Genomic DNA, 23,070 nt, shown 5'->3' on the forward strand with positions numbered 1-23,070 from the left:
TTATGAGCAAAAAGAAAAATCCAAACTATAAGATACACCGTGTAATAACAGCTTTGATATTTGTGGGCATTTATTTGTTTTATGAATTTATCACCAGGGCACATATTGTCAACAGATATTTATTTCCTCTGACGAATGAGATCGTCAAATCTTTCCAGCACTACTGGAGAGAAATGCTGGTCAACGCCTGGTATTCTTTTGAATTATTGATCCCGGCATTATTGATCTCCGCGGTGGTCGCGTTCGCGGTGGGGATACCTATGGGATTATTCGCGAATATCAGAGACATCCTGCATCCGGTGGTTTACGCGATCAGCGTGATCCCGGTACTGCTCTTGTCTCCGTTTGCGCTGTATTTAGCGCCAAGCTTCCGTATGGCGTCCCTATTCCTGATCGCCTACGGCAGCGTATGGGCTCTGCTGTTTTCCGTCATCAACGGGATCATGACGATCGACAAACGGTACTTAGACAATGCGGCCACCTTGGAACTGACCGGTGTGGAAAAGTTTTTCCATGTAATATTGCCGGCAGCCTCCCCTTCCATTGTTTCAGGATTTATCACATCCGTCAGATCTGCGTTTGTGACACTGGTATTTGCCGAAATGTACGGAACCAAGTACGGTATGGGCTATTTTGTAAAACGAAACGCGGATCTTGGACGTTTCGAACATGTATGGAGCGGATTTATTTGGATGGTGATCGTATTGGTAACGGTAATGGCCATCGTTGAAGCGATCAAAAGCAGACTATTACACTGGACGATCGACTGATTTTATAATGCTGCTCCGACGCGCGGGATGTCGGAGCGGCATTTCATATATTCGCAAAGAAATATTACATATGATTGGTGAGAGAAAAGAAAATGGATGTTTTAATTAATCATGTTGAATTTTCCTATCCTGGAACAGAAAAGATTATTTTAGAAGACGTAAGTTTGAATGTAAAGACCGGAGATTTCGTATGTATCCTGGGCCAATCCGGGTGTGGGAAAAGCACTTTATTAAGACTTCTGGCAGGCTTGGAGACGCCGAATAAAGGCGAACTTCTGGTAGACGGCAGGAAAATCGAGGGAGCCGGGCTGGATCGCGGAGTCGTATTCCAGGACTATGGGTTGTTCCCCTGGAAAAAAGCCGGGAAAAATATCACCCTCGCGATCAAAAAGCGCTATCCGCAGATGAGCGCCAAAGAAACCAAAGATCTTGCCGTAGAATGGATTGAAAAGGTAGGGCTTTCCAAAGATGTGTATGACAAACTGCCCAAGGAATTATCGGGAGGTATGAAACAGCGCTGCGCGATCGCAAGAGCCTTCAGCTTAGACTCCCCCATCCTTCTGATGGATGAGCCATTTGGAGCGCTGGACGCGGTAACAAGATCCAATCTCCAGGACATGCTTTTGGACTTATGGTCGAAAGATCAGGAAAAGAAAACGGTATTTTTTGTCACTCATGATGTGGATGAAGCAATTTATCTCGGCACACATATTTGTGTCCTGGGGCAGTCTCCTAGCAAAGTGATCTGCGAAGAGACCATTGATCCATCGAGGAAGCCCACCCGTACGGAAATGTACGAAAGCGCGCAGATCCAGCAGCTGCGGAATCGATTGATCAAACACATTAACGTAGATGTTGCGAGTCATCAATAGAAAAGATGACGGACCGCAAGGAAAGGACAGATATGGATACACTGATTGTGATCGACAAAGGAACGACGAATTTAAAGGCGGTGCTTTTTGATACGAAAGGAAACGAAATAGGTGTTGTCTCGGAACCCTGTGAAATGTCAAAAGCCCGCAGACCCGGCTGGTGCGAACAGGATATGAATGTCATATGGGACGTGACCGTACGCGGGTTAAAACGTTTGAAAGAAGAATATATCAAGGATGAATATAAGGTTTTAGGAATCGGCATTACCGGCCATGGCGCGGGTATCTTTCCGGTTGATAAAGACGGGAAGCCTTTTCGGGACGGGATTGTATCGTTGGATACAAGAGCCTCTGTCATCATCGAAGAATGGCAGGAAAATGGGATCGCGGAATGGTTTCTGCAAAAGAAAAAGGCCGAAATCCTGGCCTGTTATCCATACTCCATCTTGACATGGCTGAAACGCTACGAAAAAAGCAGCTATGATAAGATCGGCACCGTTTTCTTCGTAAAAGACTGGATCAAATATAAATTGACCGGAAAAATGTCAACCGATTATACAGATCTGGGTCCATCGCTGCTTCTCGATGTGGACAAAATGGATTATGATCTGGAAGACTTCGACAAGATCGGGATTCCCGAGATGAAAGCGTGCATGCCTCCCATCGTGCCAAGCTCAGAGATCGCGGGAACCCTTCTCGATGAAGTGGCCGAAAGCGCAGGCTTAGAAACGGGAATCCCGGTCTTTTCCGGGGTCCACGATCTGATGGCCTCCCCGCTTGGGACAGGCGCTATCGGAGAAGACCAATTAGTGACCGTGATCGGCACATGGGGATGTAATTTTACTACAACAGACGAACGCAAAGGCCTGTTCAGTTTCCCCCACGCGATCCCGGATCGGTTTTTGACCGGCTCCCTGGACGGGAATTCCGGTTCCGTACTGGAACGGATGCTGAACCTGTTATGCCCTGCCGAATGTTATGAGGGCACCGGCAGGGATCTGTACGGATACGCGGAAGATTTAGTCAGGGCTTCCAGTGACGATACACTGATCTTCCACCCTTATCTATTTGGCGGCTTATATAACGCCAACGCCTGCGGAGGCTTCTATGGGCTGCGGGACTGGCATACAAAGGCGGATATGGTCAAGGCTGTCTACGAGGGCGTTGTCTTTGGACATTACGCGAATATCCAGACCATTCCCGGTCACGAAAAGATCGACACGCTGTGGCTTGTAGGCGGCGGAAGCAAGAGCGAGATCCTGGCTCAGACCTTTTCTGATATCACAGGGCTGACCGTGAACACCATAGATGTAAATGATGTGACGGCAAGAGGCGCCTGCCTGATCATGCTGGTAGGTGCAGGAGCCTGCAAATCTTATGAAGAAGCGTGTATTCCTGTAAAGGTGGACAAAACCTTCGTGCCGCGCCAGGCCGAGCATGCCTTTTATGAAAAGAAATATCAGATCTATCAATTGATCGACAAAGGAATGGCAGATGCCTGGGACGCCATGAGGCGCGAATTTATCAGATAGTAGCAGGAAAGAATAATGGATGGGAAAATGAAAGCGGCAGTAATGACTGGGAAACGGCAGATGGTGATCGAAGAACGGGATATCCCCCAGTTGAAACCAGATGATGTCTTAGTTAAAATAGAATATGTCGGTGTGTGCGGATCTGATCTGCACTTCTTTAAAGAAGGACATATCGGCGACTACATTGTAGACGAACCCCTTGTGCTGGGGCATGAGTCCGGCGGAACCATCGTTGCGATCGGAAGTAACGTCAAACACCTGAAGGTTGGAGATCGGGTGGCCCTTGAGCCGGGCGTTATGTGCGGCGAGTGTGAATTGTGCAAAAGCGGGAAATATAACCTCTGCGAAAACCTGGATTTCATGGCGGTACCCCACCAGATCGACGGCGCCTTCTGTGAATACTACGCCCATCCGGCAAAGCTCTGTTTTAAACTGCCAGATAATGTAAGCACCATGGAAGGCGGATTGGTAGAGCCGTTAGCGGTGGGACTTCACGCGGTGAACCTGTCTGGGGCAAAGATGGGCCAAAGCGCGGTGGTCATTGGCCTTGGCTGCATCGGTCTGCTTACGATCCTGTCTCTGAAGTCGGCCGGGATTGATGAGATCTATGCCGTCGGACACCATGAAAAAAACCTGAAGCTGGCGGAAAAGTTAGGCGCCGTGAAAGTGATCGATTCCAGTAAAGAAGATCCTCTTACATTTATCAAGAGCCTTCCTGGCGGCGGGGTGGATCAGGTATACGAGGCCGCCGGTTCGGAGGAGGCAACGCTTATGTCCGCCAAGATGATCAAGCGATCCGGGACGGTGACTCTTGTGGGAATGTGCGCGGAAGGGGAAATAAAATTCGATTTTGGCACACTATTTTCCATGGAAGGAAGGGTGCTTACCATCTGGAGATACCGGAACCTGTATCCTGAAGCCATAAAACTGATCAGCCAGGGCAAAATAGACGTGAAGCAGATCGTCACACACGTGTTTGACTTTAAAGACATCATAGAGGGGCTGAACTTTAATATCGACCACAAAGACGAAGTGATCAAGGCCGTCATAAAAATGTAAAAGAATTCTGGTGTAAAAATGACTTATGAACAGCTGAAGCAGGCAATGCGCTCACAAAAAGCAGAGTTGACCAACTCTGAACGATCAAAATTATATTCTGCCGGGGAGGAGGTGGATTTTCTGCCCTTTGGGTTTAATTCGCCCGACAGCGCTCTCCTCCCCCTCTACGGCTTTTCCCAACAGCAGTTCCGGGAGTCTTTGGAGGTAAAAAAAGAACTGATCCGGAGAAAGAAGGAGGATTTTGACCTGGAAGGGATTTCTCTTGGCATGAGCCTGAAAGGCATCGGGCGGGCCGTTGGCAGTAAGATCGGATTTCCAGAAAACGATATCGAATATATCGAAGAATGTATTTTGACAGACTATGACCAGTTGGAGCGCATGGAGATCATACAGCCTCAGAATGTGCCTTTCATGGTCAAAACCATCGAAACGGGACACCGTTTGAAAGAAGTGTTTCCTGAAATGAGCGTCCGTACCAGCGTTGCCGGCCCTATGACGACTGCCATCAGCATCCGGAAAGTAGAAGATGTGTTAAGAGATATTATCCGCCATCCACAGGAACTGAAACGGCTGCTCCAATTCTCTGTGGACTGCTCTCTGGCGTGGGTCCAGTATGTAAAAAATGAGTTTGGGAATATCTCTTGCAGCTTCGCGGATCCTGCCACATCGCAGAATCTGATCAGTTGGAAGAATTTCCAGATATTTTCCAAGCCCTATATGAAACGCCTCTTTGATGGGATCCAAGAGATCACCGGGAAAAAGCCAAGTGTCCATATATGCGGGAAAACGAAGAAACTCTGGCCTGATCTGATCGACATAGGCGTAGAAAACTTCAGCATTGATGATTGTGAAGATCTGGCGGAGGCTAAAAGCGTACTTGGAAATGATATGCTGATCAGCGGAAACGTTCCGCCCACCACTATCTTAAGATACGGGAGCATCGATGATGTGATCGCCAATGTCCGTGAATGTATTGAAAAAGCCAGCGATTCTCCATGTGGGTTTCAGCTCAATACCGGCTGTCAGGTGGCGATCGGAACTCCCCGGGAGAATATCGACGCTTATATATACGCGGCAAGAAAATATGGCCGGGGTGCGCAAAAAGGACATTTGTGCAAAGGACTAGAAGATATTTAGGAGCTGTAAAAATGAAAATCGTTTGTATCTGTGATTATTTTATCCAGTCTGATCTGATGAGCCAGTTCAAAAAATTAGAGAAATACGGCGCTGAAGTGGTGATCGCGGATCACCCGGAGCTGATCAAGAATAAAGACGCCGGCATGAAGGTAATGCTGCGGACCGACACAAACGGGGCCAATTCTGTAAAGTGCCATCCCTTTATCTTGGACATCTGCAAAGACGCGGATATCATTGTCGTACATACCGCCCCGGTCACAAAAGAATTGATCGAGGCGTGTCCAAAATTAAAAGCGGTGGGAGCAATGCGGGGCGGCCTGAATTCCCTGGATATGGAAACACTCAAAGAAAGAGGAATTCCCGTCATCAACTCTCCCACCAGAAGCGTCCATGCCGTGGCAGACTTTACCGTCGGAATGATGATCAGCGAGTTAAAGCACATCAGCAGGGCGCACGCCCAGATGATGCTGGGAAACTGGCAGAAAGATTACGGAAGAGAAGCCAGAGACCTGCGGGAATTGACCGTTGGAGTGATCGGATTCGGGAATATCGGGAAAGAAGTGATCAAACGCCTGATCCCCTTTGGGTGCGATATCCTATGCTTCGACCCATTTATCCCGGCCGACAAAATCTCTTTGGAAGGCGTTACGCCAGTGTCCCGGGATGAGATCATCCGCCGTTCCGATATCCTGACCATCCACTTAAGATATGCAAAGGCAACCGAAAACTATATCTCGAAAGAAGATTTCGAACACATGAAAGATACCTGCATCTTCATAAACACCGCCCGCGCCGGGCTCGTGGACCAGGATGCCCTGATCCACGCGCTGCAAGATAACAAGATCGGCGGGGCCGCGCTAGATGTCTATCTGGAAGAACCACTTGGGAAAGATCATCCACTTTGCCATTTACAGAATGTAACTTTAACCACACATATCGCAGGCACATCTACCGGCACTTTCTCCTTTGCCGTGGAAGAAGTCTGCCGGGGGCTGGAATGTCAATTAGGGCCGGGGGATTTTTAAAAATCCCCCGGCCCTAATTGAAAATGCCCTGTCCCTTTTTAACCTTCTTCATTCATATTCGCCAGCTTTGCCGCCTGGTCTGCCGCGGTCAGGCTGTCGATGATCTCGTCCAGATCTCCGTTCAGCACGGAATCCAGCTTATGCAGAGTCAGCTTGATCCGGTGGTCTGTCACTCTTCCCTGGGGGAAGTTGTAAGTCCGGATCTTCTCGGAACGGTCCCCGGTACCGATCTGGCTTCTTCTGGCCTCTGCCTCGGACGCCTGCTTTTTCTCCATCTCCAGATCGTACAGCTTAGAACGGAGCAGTTTGAACGCCTTCTCCTTGTTCTGGAGCTGAGACTTTTCTGTCTGGCTGTAGATCACGATCCCGGTAGGATAATGGGTCAGACGTACAGCGGAGTCTGTAGTATTGACGCACTGGCCGCCGTTTCCGGATGCACGCATTACGTCGATACGGATATCTTTTTCATCGATCACCACGTCCACTTCTTCCGCTTCCGGCATGATCGCCACCGTCACCGTAGAGGTGTGGATACGGCCGCCGCTCTCTGTCTCCGGGACACGCTGTACCCGGTGGACGCCGCTTTCGTATTTCAGCCGGGAATAGGCTCCCTGGCCAGTGATCATGAACACGCATTCTTTGAAACCGCCGATGCCGTTCTCGTTCACGGAGATCATCTCCACTTTCCAACGGCGGCCCTCCGCGTAGTGCAGATACATCCGGTATATCTCCGCCGCGAACAGAGCCGCCTCATCTCCGCCGGCTCCCGCCCGGATCTCCACCATAACGTTCTTGTCATCATTGGGGTCTTTTGGCAGAAGCAGGATCTTCAGCTCATGTTCCAGCTCTTCCACTCTGGCTTTGGCATCGTTTAACTCTTCTTTGGCCAGCTCCCGCATTTCCTCATCGCTTTCTTCCTCCAGCATATCCAGGCTGTCCTGGATCGCCTGCTTACTGGCCTTATATTCTTTATACGCCTCCACGATAGGAGTCAGTTCGTTCTGTTCTTTCATCAGCTTCCGAAACCGTTCCTGGTCATTGGCCACATCCGGCTCCTGAAGCTCGCTTAAGATCTCATCTAAACGGATGAGCAGATCTTCCAATTTATCAAACATCTCTCGTTTCCTCCTTTACTCCTTTCTATCTCAACGCCGCTTTCTCAAGGGCTCTTTGCTTTCTATATCTTCCTCGGACCACACGGTCGTTTCCCGCCAGGTCTTTCTTTACTTCCACATCCTGATATCCCGCAGCTTCCAGCAGCTCCCGAACCGCTTCCCCCTGGTCCCATCCGATCTCCAGAAGGACCCAGGCGCCGTCTTCCAGATACGCGCCGCTCTCTCCCGCGATCCCGCGGTAGAAATACAGTCCGTCATCATGGCCATCCAAGGCGATTCTGGGATCATGGAGCCGCACTTCATCCTGAAGCTCCTCGATCTCTTCTGTAGGGATATAGGGCGGATTGGATACGAGCAGATCAAAGGTACCATTCACCTGTCCAAACAGATCACTCTCTATCCATCTGACCCTTTCCGCCGGGATCTTCAGGCATTTCCCATTTTCTTCCGCCACCTCAAGCGCTTCTCTGGAAATGTCCGCACCAGTCCCGGTAAGACCTCTGATTCCTTTTTCTTCTCCCATCTTCATAAGACTTAGGAGAATGCAGCCAGACCCGGTGCACAGATCTAAGATCTTCATTTCCGGCTCCAGGATCTTCAGGGCTTCTTCTACCAAAAGTTCCGTATCCTGTCTTGGGATCAGCACATGCTCATTGACCCGGAAGGGAAATCCCATGAACCCCTGCTCCCCGGTGATATGCTGCAGAGGGATCCTCCGGGCTCTTTCGTCTACTGCTTCCTCGTAGCGGGAGACTATTTCTTCCCCCATCTCTTCCTTTGGATTCCCGTAATACTCTGCTTTCGTTTTCCCTGTCACATATTCCAGCAGATACCAGGCGTCCAGATCCGCATCCGGCACGCCGGATGCTTCAAGCCGACTTTTCCCCTCCTGGTACATCTGATGGAGTGTCAAAATTCTCTGCTTCATACGCTCTCCAGTCAAATACCGCTTCCACCGCCGCGATCGCCACTTCGATCATACTTTCATCCGGCTCTTTGGTGGTCAGTTTCTGTATCGCAAGCCCCGGCTTACTTAAGAAATTCACAATTGGATTCTCGCTTCTCCCAGCCAGCTTCAGGATCTCATAGGAAACTCCCGCGATCACCGGAAGCAGCAGCACCCGGACTGCCGCACGCATGACCGGGGATTCTACCCGGATCAAAAGCAGCAGGATGATGCTGACTGCCAGCACAAAGAACAAGAAGCTGGTCCCGCAGCGTTTGTGCTGCCTGGAACTGATCTTCACATTCTCCACCGTCAGCGGCAGGCCATGTTCAATACAATTGATACACTTATGCTCCGCCCCATGATACATAAAAGTCCGCTGGATGTCTTCCATTCTGGAAATGAGCAGTACATAGATGATGAATATGCCAATCCGCACGAATCCTTCGATCACCGTCCGCACATGGTAGGAAGGGATCCAGAATCCCAAAAGGGAAGATAGGAAATAAGGCAGTACCATAAAGATGGCTACCGCGGCAACCACAGAAAAGGCCACCGTCCCGCCCATGATCCATTTTTCCCGGCGCTCCTTCTTCACTGCTTCCGCTTTTGTCAGCGGCTTCTCTTCCTTGTCCTCCTCGTCCTCGTAGAAACTGGCGGAAAAAGTCAAAGTTTTGATTCCCAGCACCATAGAATCAATAAAGTTAAAGATTCCCCGGACGAAGGGTATGGTCGTCAGCGGCTTCCATTTAATGATCCCCTGGTAGGTATCTTTCTGCACAAAAATCTCACCGTCCGGTTTACGAACCGCCACGGCGTAATCATCTTTGTGTTTCATCATGATGCCTTCCAGGACCGCCTGGCCTCCAATATTCGATGATTTCATAATACTCCTTTAAAAACCTTATCCAAGCTAAAAAGGGTTGAGATCTTCAAACCTCAACCCTACACTTGTAAACTTATTTACCCATTCCGTACTTCTTATTGAACTTATCAACACGGCCGCGAGCCTGAGCAGCTTTCTGCTGTCCCGTGTAGAATGGATGGCACTTGGAACAGATTTCTACGTGGATATCTTTGTTTGTAGAGCCTGTCACAAACGTATTTCCGCAGTTACAAGTTACCGTTGCCTGGTAATATTCTGGATGGATTCCCTGTTTCATGATTTCACCTCTTCTTTATTATGCTTCGCAAAACGCGATGATATTTCGTTTTCTAAACAGCTTTTTTATTGTACCACAAAAGCCGCCTGTTGTCTATATTAATTTTGTCTTTTTTACCATTTGTATTAATTCCATATTGTTGCGGGTATGGGAGAACATGGTCAGTATATTGTCCACCGCCTCGTCCGAGCGCAGACCGTTGAGAGCGCGGCGCATAGTCTCCACCGCTTCCAGTTCCTCCCTGCTAAGCAGAAGATCCTCTCTTCTGGTGCTGGATTTGGGAATATCAATAGCCGGGAACATCCGTTTCTCTGACAGCTTCCGGTCGAGTACCAGCTCCATATTTCCGGTTCCTTTGAACTCTTCATAGATCACATCATCCATCTTGCTTCCCGTATCAACCAGCGCCGTCGCGAGAATCGTCAAACTTCCGCCTTCTCTCATATTCCGGGCCGCTCCAAAGAACCGTTTGGGCATATGCAGGGCAGCCGGGTCCAGACCGCCGGAAAGAGTCCTCCCTGATGGCGGCACCGTCAGATTGTATGCCCTGGCAAGCCTTGTGATACTGTCCAGCAAGATCATGACATCCTTCTTATGCTCCACCAGACGTTTGGCTCTCTCGATCACCATCTCCGACACCCGCTTGTGATGCTCCGGAAGTTCATCAAAAGTAGAATAGATAACTTCCACATTTTCTCCTTCGATGGTCTCTTTGATGTCCGTTACCTCTTCCGGCCGCTCATCGATCAGAAGGATCAAAAGATGGATCTCTGGATTATTCTGCCGCACAGATAGAGCTACCTGCTTTAAAAGCGTCGTTTTACCCGCCTTCGGGGGAGATACGATCATTCCTCTCTGTCCCTTTCCAATAGGAGACAATAAATCCATGATGCGCATGGCCGTGCTTGTCCTTCCCCGCTCCAATTTCAGCCGTTCATCCGGGAAGATCGGAGTCATGTCCTCAAAGTTCGCCCTGCGCATGGCCTTCATAGGATCGATCTCATTGATCTTAGTCAGATAAAGAAGGGCGCTGAATTTCTCCTGCTGTGTCTTTATACGAGTATGCCCTTCCAGGATATCGCCTGTTTTCAGATTGAATTTACGGATCTGGGATGGAGAGACATAGACGTCATTCTCTCCGGGCAGATAGTTGTCGCTTCTGATAAAACCATAGCCATCCGGCAGCACTTCCAGGATTCCGCGGGCTACAACGCCGCTGTCCAGTTTGTCGATATCGTGCACTTCCCGGTCTCCTGTATTGGCAGACATTTCTTTGACCGTGTTCTTCTCAGCCTTCTTTTCCTTTTCATCTTCCTGGAGCATAAGTTCCACCAGTTCCGCTTTTTTCGCCGCCGAAATGCCTTTGATGCCTCTTGCTTTTGCCAGATTTCTCAACGTGGCAACCGGCAGAGATTCATACTTTTCTCTCATCATTTTCCGAAACTATTCCTTTCATTTATATTCATTTTCTCTTAAAACTGCTCACAACGGGAATCACAGTCTGAATCGACTTCTTGGAAAATATGGGATTATTATACTACATATCTTTCCTTTTTTAAAGCTTTTTTCCTAAACTTTATGGGAACTTTATAGGAAACTTTGTTGCTTCAAGCTTTTAGGGATGATATGATAATAAACGGAATATCGTTAATTTTCAGAAAGGATCTGTCAGCATATGGCTGTGCGTTGGGGCGAAAGACGCTACCATTCACTGGACTACTACTTAAAAGAAACCTACGGCGGGAAACTCTATAAGCTTTCTCTAAACGGAGGTATGACCTGTCCCAACCGGGACGGGACCCTGGGGACCAGAGGATGTATCTTCTGCAGCCAGGGCGGGTCGGGAGATTTTGCCGCGTCTTCTTCGCTCTCTATCTCCGACCAGATCCAACAGGCAAAGGAACTGGTTTCCCGCAAGTACGGCGGAAGTTCCTATATCGCTTACTTTCAGGCTTATTCCAACACCTATGGACCTGTTTCTTATCTGAGGCAGATCTTCACTGAGGCGGTCTCCCATCCGGAAGTTCGCGTTCTCGCCATAGCTACCCGGCCGGACTGTCTTCCCAGAGATGTCATTGATCTGCTTAAAGAGTTAAACCAGATCAAGCCTGTATGGGTGGAACTAGGGCTTCAGACCATTCACGAAGATACCGCCCGCTTTATCCGGAGAGGTTATCCTCTGTCTGTCTTTGAACAGGCGGTTTCTGAACTCCGTGCCGCCGGCATCGAAGTAATCGTCCATACCATCCTCGCCCTGCCCGGCGAGACTTCTGATATGATGCTGGACACTCTGCGTTATCTCAACCAAATGGATATCCAAGGGCTTAAACTTCAATTGCTGCATATCCTGAAGGGCACCGACCTGGCAGAGTACTTCCAAGCTAATCCTTTCTGGATTCCTTCCATGGAAGAATATATAGAGCTTCTGGGCTTATGTATCTCGCACATCCATCCTGACATCGTGATCCATCGCCTGACCGGCGACGGTCCCAAGTCTCTTCTTATCGCTCCCTCCTGGAGCAGAGACAAGCGGCGGGTGCTGAATCAGATACATTCCTATTTAAAACAGAGAAATATCTGGCAAGGAAAGGAGTTGTCTTAATGGCAGAAAGTTTTAAACTCTATAAATTGATCGTTTTATATATGCTGGACAAGGTGGATTTCCCCCTGACCAATTCACAGATCTCTGAGTTTGTACTGGACGAGGGATATACCACATATTTCAAACTCCAGCAAGCCATCTCCGAGCTGGCGGACTCAGGTTTTATCCGGGAAGAGTCTACCCACAGCCGGACCTTTTTCCATCTCACAGAAGAAGGGGAAGAAACAATCCATTATTTCAAAGATGATATTTCCCCAGCCATACAAAAGGATATCGATGACTTCTTAAAAAACAAGAAATATGATCTGAAAAATGAGGTCTCTATCAAGGCGGACTATTACCGGACTTCCTCCGGTCAGTACGCCGTCCAGTGCCAGGTGATCGAACAGGGCGCCCCTCTTATCGATCTGACAGTCACTGTTCCCTCGGAAGACGAGGCCCAAGCCATATCTGGGAACTGGACCCGCAAAAATCAAGAGGTCTACGCCCTGATCATGGAACACCTGCTGTAGAAATTCTTGATCTTATTTAAATCAAAAACCAACTTGAGGATACGTACATGAAAACGAAATTACTGGGAGAACTCTATATCAGCTTCGCCAAGATCGGCGGACTGACGTTCGGCGGCGGAATGGCCATGCTCCCCATGCTGCAGCGGGAGATTGTAGAGAACCGCAAATGGTGCCAAGAGGAAGAAGTTCTGGATATGTATGCCATCGGCCAGTGCACCCCCGGCGTTATCGCCGTAAATACAGCAACCTATGTGGGCTACAGACAGGCAGGGATCCTGGGCGGGATCGTCGCCACTTTTGGCGTGATCTCTCCCTCTATCATCATCATCTGTCTGATTGCTTCTATCCTGCAGAATTTTATCCACCTGTCGGTGGTCGTACATGCTCTTTCCGGCATCCGGGCCGCGGTCTGTGCATTGATGATCAATACTACCATCCAGATGATCCGCAGAGGTGTGGTTGACAAACTGGGCGCCGCTATTTTTCTCATCTCGTTTCTCCTTTCCTGCTTCTCTCCCGTTCCTACGGCCCTTATCATCATTCTGGCAGGCATCGCGGGTATCACTGCCAAAAAAATCGAGGGGAGGAAATCACTGTGATCTACCTCACCCTCGCCTATGAATTCTTTAAAATCGGCCTTTTTTCCATCGGAGGAGGAATGGCTACCCTGCCTTTCCTTATGGAACTGACCGAAAGATATGACTGGTATACCGCTCAGGAACTGACTAATATGATTGCCATCAGCGAGAGTACTCCCGGCCCTCTTGGCGTTAATATGGCCACCTATGCCGGCTACCACGCCGCCGGGATCCCCGGCGCTCTTGTAGCCACCTTCGCTCTGACCGCGCCGGCTCTCATCATCATCGTGATCATCGCCAGATTCTTAGAAAACTTCAGCGAAAACCCAACGGTAAAAGCTCTTTTCTACGGCATCCGGCCTACGGTTGCGGCTTTGATCGGATATGCTGTTTGGGAACTGCTCCAGATCACTTTATTTACCGCCGCCAGCAGCGGACTTCCCGCTGTAAACATCGCCAATCTGCTGATCTGTTTGTCTGTTCTGGGGCTTATGCAGATAAAATCTTTCAAGAACCTGCATCCTCTTATATGGATCTTAGCAGGCGCTGTTCTTGGCATCATTCTCAAAATGACATAAGCTTCGCCGCTCCGCAGATCCCGGCGTCATTTCCAAGTTCCGCCAATACAAAACGTACATTCTGATTGGAGAAAAAGGCTTTCTCATGGTAATACTTTTCTACATATTCCAAAAGGATCTCTCCGGCTTTGGATACTCCTCCGCCGATCACGATCACGGCGGGATCCGTGATCACAGCGATATTGGCCAACGCATGTCCCAAGTATGCGCCAAATTCTTCCACAATCTCTTCCGCCACTTTATCGCCTTCTTTTAACGCGTCAAACACCATCTTCGCGCTGACTTTTCTTCCCCGCAGAATGGACGGGTCGTCATTTTTGTGAAGCCGGATCCTGGCGATCCTGGCAATTCCTGTGGCGGAAGCATATTGTTCCAGACATCCCTGTTTGCCGCAGCCGCATCGATCTTTTTCTTCATAGTTTACACAGATATGGCCGATCTCTCCGCCGGCTCCATTCGCTCCGGTCAGAGGGAGCCCGTTGACGATAATACCTCCGCCAACGCCTGTTCCCAATGTGACCATCACAAGATCTTTATAACCCTTTCCCCCTCCCAGCCACATTTCACCAAGGGCGGCCACATTAGCGTCATTTCCTACAGCCGCTTTGAATCCGGTCAGTTCTTCCATTTCCCGCTTTACTTCTTTATACCCCCATCCAAGGTTCGCGGTCTTCTGTACAATCCCTTCCTCATCCACAGGAGCCGGAATTCCAATCCCAATCCCTTTGATCTGATCTTTGGGAATCTTTGTCTCAAAAAGTTTCTTTTCCAAAGACTGCGCGATATCCGGAAGGATTGCTTTGCCCTCATTCTCCGTTTTCGTAGGAATCTCCCATTTGTCCATAAGGATCCCATCGGTCTGGAACAGACCGATCTTCACTGATGTTCCTCCAATATCCACACCAAAACAATATTTCATAAAACTCCGCCCCCTACTTCCTTCTCATATTTTCCTGTACACGTTTGTACAATTCCTGCGCAGCGTTGTAACCCATTTTCTTCTGGCGGTAATTGATAGCCGCCGTCTCTGTGATGATGGCCAGATTCCGCCCCGGACGGATCGGAATCTGATGACATACCACCCGGTTCCCCAGGAATTCTGTATACTCTTCCTCCAGCCCCAGCCGGTCATACTGTTTGTCTTTATCCCAATCTTCCAACGTAATGACCAGATCGATATTCTGAGTGGCACGCACACTCTGCACGCCATACAGGGTTTTCACATCCACGATCCCGATTCCCCGAAGTTCTATAAAATGCCTTGTAATATCCGGTGCTGTTCCTACCAGCGTCTCATCGCTGACCTTTCGTATCTCTACCACATCATCGCTGACCAAACGGTGCCCTCGCTTGATCAGTTCCAGCGCCGCCTCGCTTTTCCCGATTCCGCTTTCGCCCATGATCAGCACGCCCACGCCGTATACATCTACCAGAACGCCATGGATCGAGATACATGGAGCCAGTTCTACATTCAGCCAGCGTATCAGTTCCGCCGTAAACTGAGATGTCTTCATCTCGCTTTGAAATACCGGGATATTAGCCGCCGTCGCTTTTTCAAGCAGCATATCGTCCGGCTTCTGGCTTCTGGAGAAAACAATCCCCGGCAATTTATAAGATAAGAGCATCGAATAAATCTTTTCCTTTTCTTCTTCCGGCATTTTCTGAAGAAATGTATACTCAACATATCCGATCACCTGAACCCGCTCCGCATCAAAATGTTCAAAATAGCCGGTCAGCTGAAGAGCCGGGCGGTTGATATCCGGCACTTCTACAATCTTTTCCGAATAATCCACATCCGGTGTTAGATTCTTCAGATTCATCTTCTCGACGATCGCGCTCATTTTGACGTTCTTACTCATGATACTCTCCTTTTCCTTTTCATAATTTCTATGCAGCAACCATTATACCACATCAATGGAAAAAGTTATACACGTCCCTGGCCGATTTTTCGTTCATAGAAGGCAATTTTTTTAATTCTTCAATGTCCGCGTTTTTGACAGCTTCCAGATTCTCAAAATGCTTCATCAGGTCTTTTCTCCTGGCCGGACCCACTCCCGGTATATCGTCCAGTATGGAGTGCACCTGATTCTTTCCCCTAAGCTGCCTGTGAAACGTAATGGCGAACCGGTGAGCCTCGTCCTGAATCCTGGTGATCAGCCGAAAAGCCTCAGAATTTCTGTCGATCGGCAGTTCCACATTCTGGTAATACAGCCCTCTGGTCCGGTGATTGTCATCTTTTACCATACCGCATACCGGAATCTGAAGCCCCAGTGAGTCTAATACTCCAAGGGCCACGTTTACCTGTCCTTTTCCCCCGTCCATCAAGATCAGATCCGGGAAAGCGTTAAATCCTCCCATTTCTTTGCCTTCTTCCTGTTCCTCCAATCCATGCCGGAACCGGCGGGTCAGTACTTCCTCCATGCTGGCATAGTCGTCCGCCCCCTGAACCCCTTTGATCCGGAATTTTCGGTAATCATTCCGTTTCGGTTTCCCGCGCTCATAGACTACCATAGAACCTACAGAAGCAAACCCGCTGGTATTGGAGATATCGTAGGCCTCCATCCGCTGAAGCCCTTCCAGTCCCAGAATTTTCTCCAGCTCTTTAACCGCGCCGATGGTACGGCCTTCTTCTCTTTTCAGCCGCTCCTTGTCAGTGCTGAGCACCAGCGCCGCGTTCTTCTTGGCCAGCTCCACCAGCTTCTCCTTCTTTCCTTTCTGCGGCACCTGGATATGGACCCGATGGCCCCGCTTGCGGCTCAGCCACTCCTCGATGATCTCCTGGTCCGCCACCGCTTCCGGCAGCATAAGCTGGGAAGGAATGTACGGCGTTCCCGCATAAAACTGCTTGATAAAGCTGGATAAGATTTCTCCCGCTTCGTCCCCTTCCCCGATCTTCAGGTAGAAATGATCCCTGCCGATCAGCCGGCCTCCACGGATAAAGAACACCTGTACCACCGCGTCTTCTCTTTCTGATGCCACCGCCAGGATATCCCTGTCCTCCCCGGCAGTATCCGTGATCTTCTGTTTCTGGGCGATCTTCTGTACGCTGGCGATCAGTTCCCGGTACTCAATGGCTCTCTCGAACTCTAAGTTCTCAGAAGCGTTCTGCATCTTTTCCTCCAAGTCTTTGAGGATTCCTTCATAGTTTCCGCCCAGGAATTTCAGCACTTCCTGAATCGATTCCCGGTATTCCTCCTGGGAAATATAGCCCTGGCAGGGCGCCTTGCATTGATGGATGTGGTAATTCAGGCAGGGCCTCTCTTTCCCAATGTCTCTGGGCAGCTTTCGATTGCAGCTTCGCACATAATATAGTTTACGGATCAATTCTATTGTGTCTTTGACGGCTCCAGCGCTGGTATAAGGCCCGAAATAGCGGGCCTTGTCCTTCACCATCCTTCTGGCCAGAAGGACCCGCGGAAAAGCCTCCTCCACCGTTACCTTAATAAAAGGATAGGCTTTATCATCCATCAGCATCGTATTATATTTAGGCCTGTGTTCTTTGATCAAGTTACATTCAAGCACCAGCGCCTCTAATTCAGAGTCTGTGATAATATACTCAAACCGCCGGATGTGAGTCACCATCTGTTCAATCTTGACTCCTTTATTGCGGCTACTTTGGAAATACTGGCGGACACGGTTCTTTAAGCTGACGGCTTTCCCCACATAGATGATCTCGTCCTTTTCGTCATGCATTAGATATACGCCCGGCTTTCCCGGCAGTTTTTTTAGTTCTTCCTGAATGTCAAACATAATCTTTCCCCATTTCAAAACACTAAATATATGATCACACAGCACAATGCAGCGATATTGAACCTCAACATCGCTGCATAGTAGCACAACTTCTATTCTTCCGCCGGTCTTTCCTCCTGCGCAGGACTCTCCTGTACTCCAGTCTCCTCCCGCGCCGGATTCATAGCAATCCTCTCTTCGCTCTTTGTTCCTTCCTGTTCCGGGTCAATACCTTCTACTTTGTGGAAAATCTCCATAAACTCTTTCCCTGTAATGGTTTCCTTCTCGATCAGGAACGCCGCGATCTGATCCAGCGCTTTTCTATGTTCGCTCAGAAGCTGTTTTGCTTCCTCATATGCTTCTTTGAGCATCTTCATAACTTCATGGTCGATTTCAGACGCCGTCTCCTGGCCGCAGTTAGCTACCGGTCTTCCATCCAGATACCGATGTTGAATCGACTCCAGACCGATCAGACCAAATTTCTCGCTCATTCCGTACTGAGTGATCATAGCTCTGGCAATACTGGTTGCTTTCTCAATATCGTTGGCGGCTCCTGTAGTCACCGTATCGAACACGATCTCTTCCGCCGCCCGTCCCGCCAACATTCCTACCAGCATAGCTTTCAGCTCTTTCTTTGTGTTCAGGAACTTCTCCTCCTCAGGCGTCTGCATTACATATCCCAGAGCGCCCATTGTACGAGGCACAATAGTGATCTTCTGTACCGGCTCCGCATCCTTTTGCAGCGCGCTTACCAGCGCGTGCCCTACTTCGTGGTAAGAAACGATCCTCCGCTCTTCCTGGCTCATGATACGGTCTTTCTTCTCTTTTCCTACCAGCACCACTTCCACCGCCTCGAAGAGATCCGCCTGGCTTACCGCGTTTCTTCCATGCTTCACCGCATTGATAGCGGCCTCATTGATCATATTAGCAAGGTCGGATCCCACCGCCCCTGAAGTAGCCAGGGCAATCGCTTCCAGATCCACCGTCTCATCCATCCGAACATCTTTGGAATGTACCTTCAGAACATCAATCCGGCCTTTCAGATCCGGCTTCTCCACAATGATCCTGCGGTCGAACCGTCCCGGTCTTAAAAGCGCCGGGTCCAGAATCTCCGGCCGATTGGTCGCCGCAAGCAGCACCAATCCTTTGTTGCTCTCAAATCCATCCATCTCTGCCAGAAGCTGGTTCAATGTCTGTTCTCTTTCATCATTGCTTCCTAATTGATTGTCTCTGCTCTTTCCAATGGCGTCGATCTCATCGATGAAGATGATGCAGGGCGCCATCTGCTGCGCCTGCTTGAACAGATCCCGGACTCTGGAGGCTCCTACGCCCACATACATCTCCACAAACGCGGAGCCGCTCAGAGAGAAGAACGGCACTTTCGCCTCTCCCGCCACCGCTTTCGCCAGCAGGGTCTTACCTGTTCCCGGAGGGCCTACCAGCAGCGCTCCCTTAGGAAGCTTCGCTCCTACGCTGGTATATTTCCCCGGATTATGGAGGAAGTCTACCACTTCCTGCAGAGATTCTTTGGCCTCGTCCTGGCCGGCCACATCCCGGAAGGTAACTCCGGTCTGTTTCTCTACGTACATTTTGGCATTGCTCTTGCCAATGCCCATCATGCCGCCGCCCTTCGACATCTTCCTTGTCATCCAGACAAACATTCCTACGATCAGCGCGATCGGAAGGATCGTCAAAAGCACGTTCAGTACGACTGCGGATGTGGTATCCGGGATTTCCTGAGAATACTCTACGTTGGCCTCATATAACTTATCAGAAAGTGTGTCGTCTTGTACGACTCCCGTGTAATACTCCTGCCCGGTCCGCTTTCCTTTCTCAGGCTTTGCTGTGATCACCAGCCTGTCGCTCTGGATCTGTACACTCTCAACCTCTCCATCGTCTACCATCTTGAGGAACTCATCGTAAGTGATCTCCTCCGCGCTCCCTGTTCCCTGGAATTGGAAGAGCGCCAGGACCAGAATACTTGTGATCAATGTTACTAAAATTACAAAAGAGATCCCTTGTTTATTGTTTCTGTTGGGATCTTGATTATTTCTGTTCTGGTTGTTCTGGTTGTCCATTTTTATCCTCCTGTGTCACTCTTTCATTATACGGACAGCCCTGTTATAAATCAATAAAAACATTATGAAAAGATTGTAAACTTCCCATCCTTTGTAGTATACTTGGTATGGAATTTGTTCATACACATTTAGGAAAAATTTTTATAAAACAATAAGAGGAATGAGAATGAAAATAGGATTTGACAACGAAAAATACCTGCAAACACAATCTTCCCACATCCGGGAACGCATCAGCCATTTTGACAACAAACTTTATCTGGAATTCGGCGGGAAGCTGTTTGATGACTATCACGCATCGCGGGTTCTTCCCGGTTTCCGTCCAGACAGTAAAATGCGGATGCTTATGCAGCTTTCTTCTCAGGCGGAGATCGTGATCGTGATCAGCGCGGATGATATTGAAAAGAACAAAATCCGCGGGGATCTGGGGATCACCTACGATGTAGACGTCCTGCGCCTGATGTCAGTTTTCAAAAGCCACGGCCTCTATGTTGGGAGCGTTGTGATCACAAAATACAGCGGCCAGGAGAGCGCGGCTTTATTCAAGACACGGTTGGAGAAGCTGGGGATCAAGGTATATCGCCACTATCCCATTCAGGGTTATCCTACCAATATTCCTCTGATCGTCAGCGAAGAAGGCTATGGGAAAAATGATTATATCGAAACTTCCAGGCCCCTGGTAGTCGTGACGGCTCCCGGCCCCGGCAGCGGAAAGATGGCCGTCTGCCTGTCCCAGCTTTATCACGAACATAAACACGGGATCTGCGCCGGATACGCTAAATTTGAGACTTTTCCAATCTGGAATATTCCTTTAAAACATCCGGTCAATCTAGCTTATGAAGCAGCCACAGCCGATTTAAACGATGTAAATATGATCGACCCCTTTCATCTGGAAGCTTATGGCGAAACTACAGTCAATTACAACCGGGATGTGGAGATATTCCCCGTCCTGAACGCCATCTTTGAGCGGATCTACGGGGAAAGTCCCTATAAGTCTCCCACTGATATGGGCGTCAATATGGCGGGAAACTGTATCTGTAACGATGAAGTATGCCGGGAGGCTTCCCGCCAGGAGATCATCCGCAGATACTATGATTCCCTCCGGCGGCTTCTGATAGGCGCCTGCCCTGATGACGAAGTTTATAAAATTGAAATGCTGATGAACCAGGCCGGAGTTACCGTCCATGACCGTCCAGTAGTGGACGCCGCTCTTGCCCGCGCAAAAGAGACCGGCGGCCCCGCGGCGGCCCTGCAGCTTCATGACGGACGTATGATCACCGGGAAGACAAGCAGTCTTCTGGGTGCTTCCGCGGCCCTGCTCCTAAACGCGTTGAAGGAACTGGCCGGCATCGACCACCACTGCCACGTGATCTCCCCGGAGGCCATCGAGCCGATCCAAAAGCTGAAGACTCAATATTTAGGCAGTAAAAATCCGCGGCTCCACACCGATGAAGTCTTGATCGCCCTGTCTGTCAGCGCCGCCACAGACCCGCTGGCACAGCGCGCCCTGGACCAGCTTCCGAGTTTAAAAGGCTGTCAGGTCCATACTTCCGTCATGGTAGGCACCGTAGACGCAAAACAATTTAAAAAGTTATCCATACAGGCTACCTTTGAGCCAAAATATGAAAAAAATTCTGTATTTTTATAATAGAAAGGTGTATAATTTTAAGGTATTTTTTTAATCAGCAGATACACCCAGCAGAATTTTAAGGAGGATAACTATGGCAGTAAAATACGTATTCGTTACCGGTGGAGTCGTTTCCGGACTTGGGAAAGGAATCACGGCCGCTTCTCTTGGCCGTCTGTTAAAGGCCCGGGGATATACGGTCACTATGCAGAAATTCGATCCCTATATCAACATTGATCCAGGTACGATGAACCCTGTTCAGCATGGAGAAGTGTTCGTCACCGATGATGGCGCCGAGACGGATCTTGATCTGGGGCACTACGAACGGTTCATTGATGAAAGTCTTACTAAGAATTCCAACGTGACCACCGGAAAGATTTACTGGTCTGTCCTCCAAAAGGAACGCCGCGGGGATTTTGGCGGAGGTACCGTTCAAGTGATCCCGCATATCACCAATGAGATCAAGGGGCGTTTTTATCGGAATCCAGCGGCGGAAGACACAGAGATCGCCATCATTGAAGTAGGCGGAACCGTAGGAGATATTGAAAGCCAGCCCTTTCTTGAAGCCATTCGGCAGTTCCAGCATGAGAAAGGACGGGAAAATGTAATCCTGATCCACGTAACATTGATCCCTTATCTGAAAGCTTCCCAGGAGATGAAGACAAAGCCTACTCAGGCCAGTGTCAAAGATCTGCAGGGAATGGGAATCCAGCCGGACATTATCGTCTGCCGCTCGGAATATCCGCTGGACCAGGGTATCAAGGACAAGATCGCTCTCTTCTGCAATGTGCCGGCCAGCCATGTGCTTCAGAATCTGGATGTGGAATATCTCTATGAGGCTCCTTTGGCGATGGAAAAAGAAAATCTGGCGGGCGTTGTCTGTGAGTGTCTGAAACTGGAATGCCCGGAACCTGATTTGAAAGACTGGACAGAAATGGTGGAATATCTCCGCCATCCCAATACAGAAGTGACGATTGCTCTGGTGGGAAAATACATTCAGCTCCACGATGCTTATATCAGCGTAGTGGAAGCGCTAAAACACGGCGGCATCTTCAGCCGCGCGACCGTCAATATCAAGTGGATAGATTCGGAAACCGTCACCAGCGAAAACGCGGAAGAACTCCTGGGGGATGCGGACGGCATCCTGGTTCCCGGAGGCTTTGGCCATCGCGGCATCGATGGAAAGATAGAAGCTGTTCATTACGCCCGTACCCGCAATATTCCCTTCCTGGGTCTCTGTCTGGGTATGCAGGTAGCCATTATTGAGTTTGCCCGTAATGTTGTTGGCTACCATGACGCTCACAGCGCGGAATTAAAACCGGATACTCTCCATCCAGTCATCCACATTATGCCGGATCAGATAGGCGTGGAGGATATCGGCGGAACTCTGCGTCTTGGAGCTTATCCTTGTATCCTGGACAAGACTTCCAAGGCATATGAACTATACGGAACAGATCATATCCAGGAACGACACCGCCACCGCTATGAAGTCAATAATGATTTTCGGGATGACCTTACATCCCATGGAATGAAACTCTCCGGCCTGTCCCCGGACGGAAGGATCGTAGAGATGATCGAGATTCCTTCCCATCCCTGGTTTATCGCTACCCAGGCCCATCCGGAGCTGAAATCCAGGCCGAACAGGCCCCATCCTTTGTTCCGCGGATTCGTGGAAGCGGCGCTTCGCTGTCAGAAAGAACGGGGAAAAGTTAAAGAGTAGACAGCAATATCACAAAAAAGAGATTACCTC

21 protein-coding genes are annotated in these 23,070 nt (G+C 49.4%); 12 read left to right on the forward strand and 9 right to left on the reverse strand.

All coding sequences use genetic code 11. The features are described from left to right. Positions 1 to 2 precede the first annotated feature (2 nt). From FND36_12360 to FND36_12385, 6 genes are all read left to right on the forward strand, one after another. Positions 3 to 770 (forward strand): ABC transporter permease subunit, encoded by a 768-nt coding sequence (locus FND36_12360; protein QDW74759.1) that lies wholly within the window; start codon positions 3 to 5, stop codon positions 768 to 770. 92 nt (positions 771 to 862) lie between these two features. Then, positions 863 to 1,642 carry an ABC transporter ATP-binding protein gene (locus FND36_12365; protein QDW74760.1) on the forward strand — a complete coding sequence of 260 codons (780 nt, stop codon included), beginning with the start codon at positions 863 to 865 and terminating at the stop codon, positions 1,640 to 1,642. 5 nt (positions 1,643 to 1,647) lie between these two features. Then, a complete protein-coding gene (locus tag FND36_12370; protein ID QDW74761.1) occupies positions 1,648 to 3,174 on the forward strand; it encodes a carbohydrate kinase in 1,527 nt (508 codons plus the stop codon). A 15-nt stretch (positions 3,175 to 3,189) separates the two neighbouring features. Beyond that, positions 3,190 to 4,233 (forward strand): NAD(P)-dependent alcohol dehydrogenase, encoded by a 1,044-nt coding sequence (locus FND36_12375; GenBank protein ID QDW74762.1) that lies wholly within the window; start codon positions 3,190 to 3,192, stop codon positions 4,231 to 4,233. Positions 4,234 to 4,251: 18 nt separating this feature from the next. Continuing rightward, positions 4,252 to 5,370: a uroporphyrinogen decarboxylase gene (locus FND36_12380; GenBank protein ID QDW74763.1), complete on the forward strand. Its 1,119-nt coding sequence runs from the start codon at positions 4,252 to 4,254 to the stop codon at positions 5,368 to 5,370. Then, positions 5,229 to 6,395, forward strand: a complete 1,167-nt coding sequence (locus FND36_12385) for a 3-phosphoglycerate dehydrogenase (protein ID QDW74764.1) — start codon at positions 5,229 to 5,231, stop codon at positions 6,393 to 6,395. The genes FND36_12380 and FND36_12385 overlap by 142 nt, the downstream gene beginning before the upstream one ends. Before the next feature lie 38 nt (positions 6,396 to 6,433). Here FND36_12385 and prfA read toward each other — a convergent pair whose 3' ends face one another. The 5 genes from prfA to FND36_12410 form a co-directional block, all read right to left on the reverse strand. Then, on the reverse strand, positions 6,434 to 7,510 hold the full coding sequence (gene prfA / locus FND36_12390; GenBank protein QDW74765.1) for a peptide chain release factor 1: 1,077 nt from the start codon (positions 7,508 to 7,510) through the stop codon (positions 6,434 to 6,436). A gap of 25 nt (positions 7,511 to 7,535) precedes the next feature. Then, a complete protein-coding gene (prmC, locus tag FND36_12395; protein QDW74766.1) occupies positions 7,536 to 8,438 on the reverse strand; it encodes a peptide chain release factor N(5)-glutamine methyltransferase in 903 nt (300 codons plus the stop codon). Further along, complete coding sequence (locus FND36_12400; GenBank protein QDW74767.1) at positions 8,380 to 9,342, reverse strand: DUF1385 domain-containing protein; 963 nt, start codon at positions 9,340 to 9,342, stop codon at positions 8,380 to 8,382. The genes prmC and FND36_12400 overlap by 59 nt, the downstream gene beginning before the upstream one ends. A gap of 73 nt (positions 9,343 to 9,415) precedes the next feature. After that, positions 9,416 to 9,619: a 50S ribosomal protein L31 gene (gene rpmE, locus FND36_12405; protein QDW74768.1), complete on the reverse strand. Its 204-nt coding sequence runs from the start codon at positions 9,617 to 9,619 to the stop codon at positions 9,416 to 9,418. 93 nt (positions 9,620 to 9,712) lie between these two features. Beyond that, complete coding sequence (locus tag FND36_12410) at positions 9,713 to 11,053, reverse strand: transcription termination factor Rho (GenBank protein QDW74769.1); 1,341 nt, start codon at positions 11,051 to 11,053, stop codon at positions 9,713 to 9,715. A 241-nt stretch (positions 11,054 to 11,294) separates the two neighbouring features. Here FND36_12410 and FND36_12415 point away from each other — a divergent pair, with 241 nt between their 5' ends. The 4 genes from FND36_12415 to FND36_12430 are packed head-to-tail and all read left to right on the forward strand — an operon-like array spanning position 11,295 to position 13,889. Then, a complete protein-coding gene (locus tag FND36_12415; protein ID QDW74770.1) occupies positions 11,295 to 12,221 on the forward strand; it encodes a TIGR01212 family radical SAM protein in 927 nt (308 codons plus the stop codon). Further along, the gene (locus tag FND36_12420) at positions 12,221 to 12,733 is read left to right on the forward strand and encodes a DUF4364 family protein (protein QDW74771.1); all 513 of its coding nucleotides are present in this window, start codon (positions 12,221 to 12,223) and stop codon (positions 12,731 to 12,733) included. The genes FND36_12415 and FND36_12420 overlap by 1 nt, the downstream gene beginning before the upstream one ends. Before the next feature lie 47 nt (positions 12,734 to 12,780). Then, the gene (locus FND36_12425) at positions 12,781 to 13,332 is read left to right on the forward strand and encodes a chromate transporter (protein QDW74772.1); all 552 of its coding nucleotides are present in this window, start codon (positions 12,781 to 12,783) and stop codon (positions 13,330 to 13,332) included. After that, entirely contained in the window at positions 13,329 to 13,889 is a 561-nt protein-coding gene (locus tag FND36_12430) for a chromate transporter (GenBank protein ID QDW74773.1), read from the forward strand. The genes FND36_12425 and FND36_12430 overlap by 4 nt, the downstream gene beginning before the upstream one ends. On the opposite strand, the gene FND36_12435 is transcribed toward FND36_12430, so the two are convergent. The 4 genes from FND36_12435 to hflB all read right to left on the reverse strand — a co-directional run bounded on the left by FND36_12435 (position 13,876) and on the right by hflB (position 19,696). Then, positions 13,876 to 14,808 (reverse strand): ROK family glucokinase, encoded by a 933-nt coding sequence (locus FND36_12435; GenBank protein ID QDW74774.1) that lies wholly within the window; start codon positions 14,806 to 14,808, stop codon positions 13,876 to 13,878. The genes FND36_12430 and FND36_12435 overlap by 14 nt on opposite strands. Before the next feature lie 13 nt (positions 14,809 to 14,821). Then, complete coding sequence (hprK, locus tag FND36_12440) at positions 14,822 to 15,748, reverse strand: HPr(Ser) kinase/phosphatase (GenBank protein ID QDW74775.1); 927 nt, start codon at positions 15,746 to 15,748, stop codon at positions 14,822 to 14,824. 52 nt (positions 15,749 to 15,800) lie between these two features. Beyond that, entirely contained in the window at positions 15,801 to 17,639 is a 1,839-nt protein-coding gene (uvrC, locus tag FND36_12445; protein QDW74776.1) for an excinuclease ABC subunit UvrC, read from the reverse strand. A 92-nt stretch (positions 17,640 to 17,731) separates the two neighbouring features. After that, positions 17,732 to 19,696 carry an ATP-dependent zinc metalloprotease FtsH gene (hflB, locus tag FND36_12450; GenBank protein ID QDW74777.1) on the reverse strand — a complete coding sequence of 655 codons (1,965 nt, stop codon included), beginning with the start codon at positions 19,694 to 19,696 and terminating at the stop codon, positions 17,732 to 17,734. Positions 19,697 to 19,862: 166 nt separating this feature from the next. Here hflB and FND36_12455 point away from each other — a divergent pair, with 166 nt between their 5' ends. Both FND36_12455 and FND36_12460 read left to right on the forward strand, forming a co-directional pair. Then, complete coding sequence (locus tag FND36_12455) at positions 19,863 to 21,341, forward strand: DUF1846 domain-containing protein (GenBank protein ID QDW74778.1); 1,479 nt, start codon at positions 19,863 to 19,865, stop codon at positions 21,339 to 21,341. Positions 21,342 to 21,414: 73 nt separating this feature from the next. After that, complete coding sequence (locus tag FND36_12460; GenBank protein QDW74779.1) at positions 21,415 to 23,040, forward strand: CTP synthase; 1,626 nt, start codon at positions 21,415 to 21,417, stop codon at positions 23,038 to 23,040. Positions 23,041 to 23,070 lie beyond the last annotated feature (30 nt).

Source organism: Lachnospiraceae bacterium KGMB03038 (assembly GCA_007361935.1).
Lineage (GTDB): Bacteria > Bacillota > Clostridia > Lachnospirales > Lachnospiraceae > Massilistercora.

What these genes read in the sequence shown, in the direction of transcription:
- prfA (QDW74765.1), bottom strand. Translation starts at nt 7,510, where the DNA reads ATGTTTGATAAATTGGAAGATCTGCTCATCCGTTTAGATGAGATCTTA.
- FND36_12380 (QDW74763.1), top strand. Translation starts at nt 4,252, where the DNA reads ATGACTTATGAACAGCTGAAGCAGGCAATGCGCTCACAAAAAGCAGAG.
- FND36_12365 (QDW74760.1), top strand. Translation starts at nt 863, where the DNA reads ATGGATGTTTTAATTAATCATGTTGAATTTTCCTATCCTGGAACAGAA.
- FND36_12400 (QDW74767.1), bottom strand. Translation starts at nt 9,342, where the DNA reads ATGAAATCATCGAATATTGGAGGCCAGGCGGTCCTGGAAGGCATCATG.
- FND36_12415 (QDW74770.1), top strand. Translation starts at nt 11,295, where the DNA reads ATGGCTGTGCGTTGGGGCGAAAGACGCTACCATTCACTGGACTACTAC.
- FND36_12435 (QDW74774.1), bottom strand. Translation starts at nt 14,808, where the DNA reads ATGAAATATTGTTTTGGTGTGGATATTGGAGGAACATCAGTGAAGATC.
- FND36_12420 (QDW74771.1), top strand. Translation starts at nt 12,221, where the DNA reads ATGGCAGAAAGTTTTAAACTCTATAAATTGATCGTTTTATATATGCTG.
- hflB (QDW74777.1), bottom strand. Translation starts at nt 19,696, where the DNA reads ATGGACAACCAGAACAACCAGAACAGAAATAATCAAGATCCCAACAGA.
- FND36_12360 (QDW74759.1), top strand. Translation starts at nt 3, where the DNA reads ATGAGCAAAAAGAAAAATCCAAACTATAAGATACACCGTGTAATAACA.
- FND36_12410 (QDW74769.1), bottom strand. Translation starts at nt 11,053, where the DNA reads ATGATGAGAGAAAAGTATGAATCTCTGCCGGTTGCCACGTTGAGAAAT.
- FND36_12375 (QDW74762.1), top strand. Translation starts at nt 3,190, where the DNA reads ATGGATGGGAAAATGAAAGCGGCAGTAATGACTGGGAAACGGCAGATG.
- rpmE (QDW74768.1), bottom strand. Translation starts at nt 9,619, where the DNA reads ATGAAACAGGGAATCCATCCAGAATATTACCAGGCAACGGTAACTTGT.
- FND36_12425 (QDW74772.1), top strand. Translation starts at nt 12,781, where the DNA reads ATGAAAACGAAATTACTGGGAGAACTCTATATCAGCTTCGCCAAGATC.
- FND36_12370 (QDW74761.1), top strand. Translation starts at nt 1,648, where the DNA reads ATGACGGACCGCAAGGAAAGGACAGATATGGATACACTGATTGTGATC.
- FND36_12455 (QDW74778.1), top strand. Translation starts at nt 19,863, where the DNA reads ATGAAAATAGGATTTGACAACGAAAAATACCTGCAAACACAATCTTCC.
- FND36_12460 (QDW74779.1), top strand. Translation starts at nt 21,415, where the DNA reads ATGGCAGTAAAATACGTATTCGTTACCGGTGGAGTCGTTTCCGGACTT.
- uvrC (QDW74776.1), bottom strand. Translation starts at nt 17,639, where the DNA reads ATGTTTGACATTCAGGAAGAACTAAAAAAACTGCCGGGAAAGCCGGGC.
- prmC (QDW74766.1), bottom strand. Translation starts at nt 8,438, where the DNA reads ATGAAGCAGAGAATTTTGACACTCCATCAGATGTACCAGGAGGGGAAA.
- FND36_12385 (QDW74764.1), top strand. Translation starts at nt 5,229, where the DNA reads ATGTGGGTTTCAGCTCAATACCGGCTGTCAGGTGGCGATCGGAACTCC.
- hprK (QDW74775.1), bottom strand. Translation starts at nt 15,748, where the DNA reads ATGAGTAAGAACGTCAAAATGAGCGCGATCGTCGAGAAGATGAATCTG.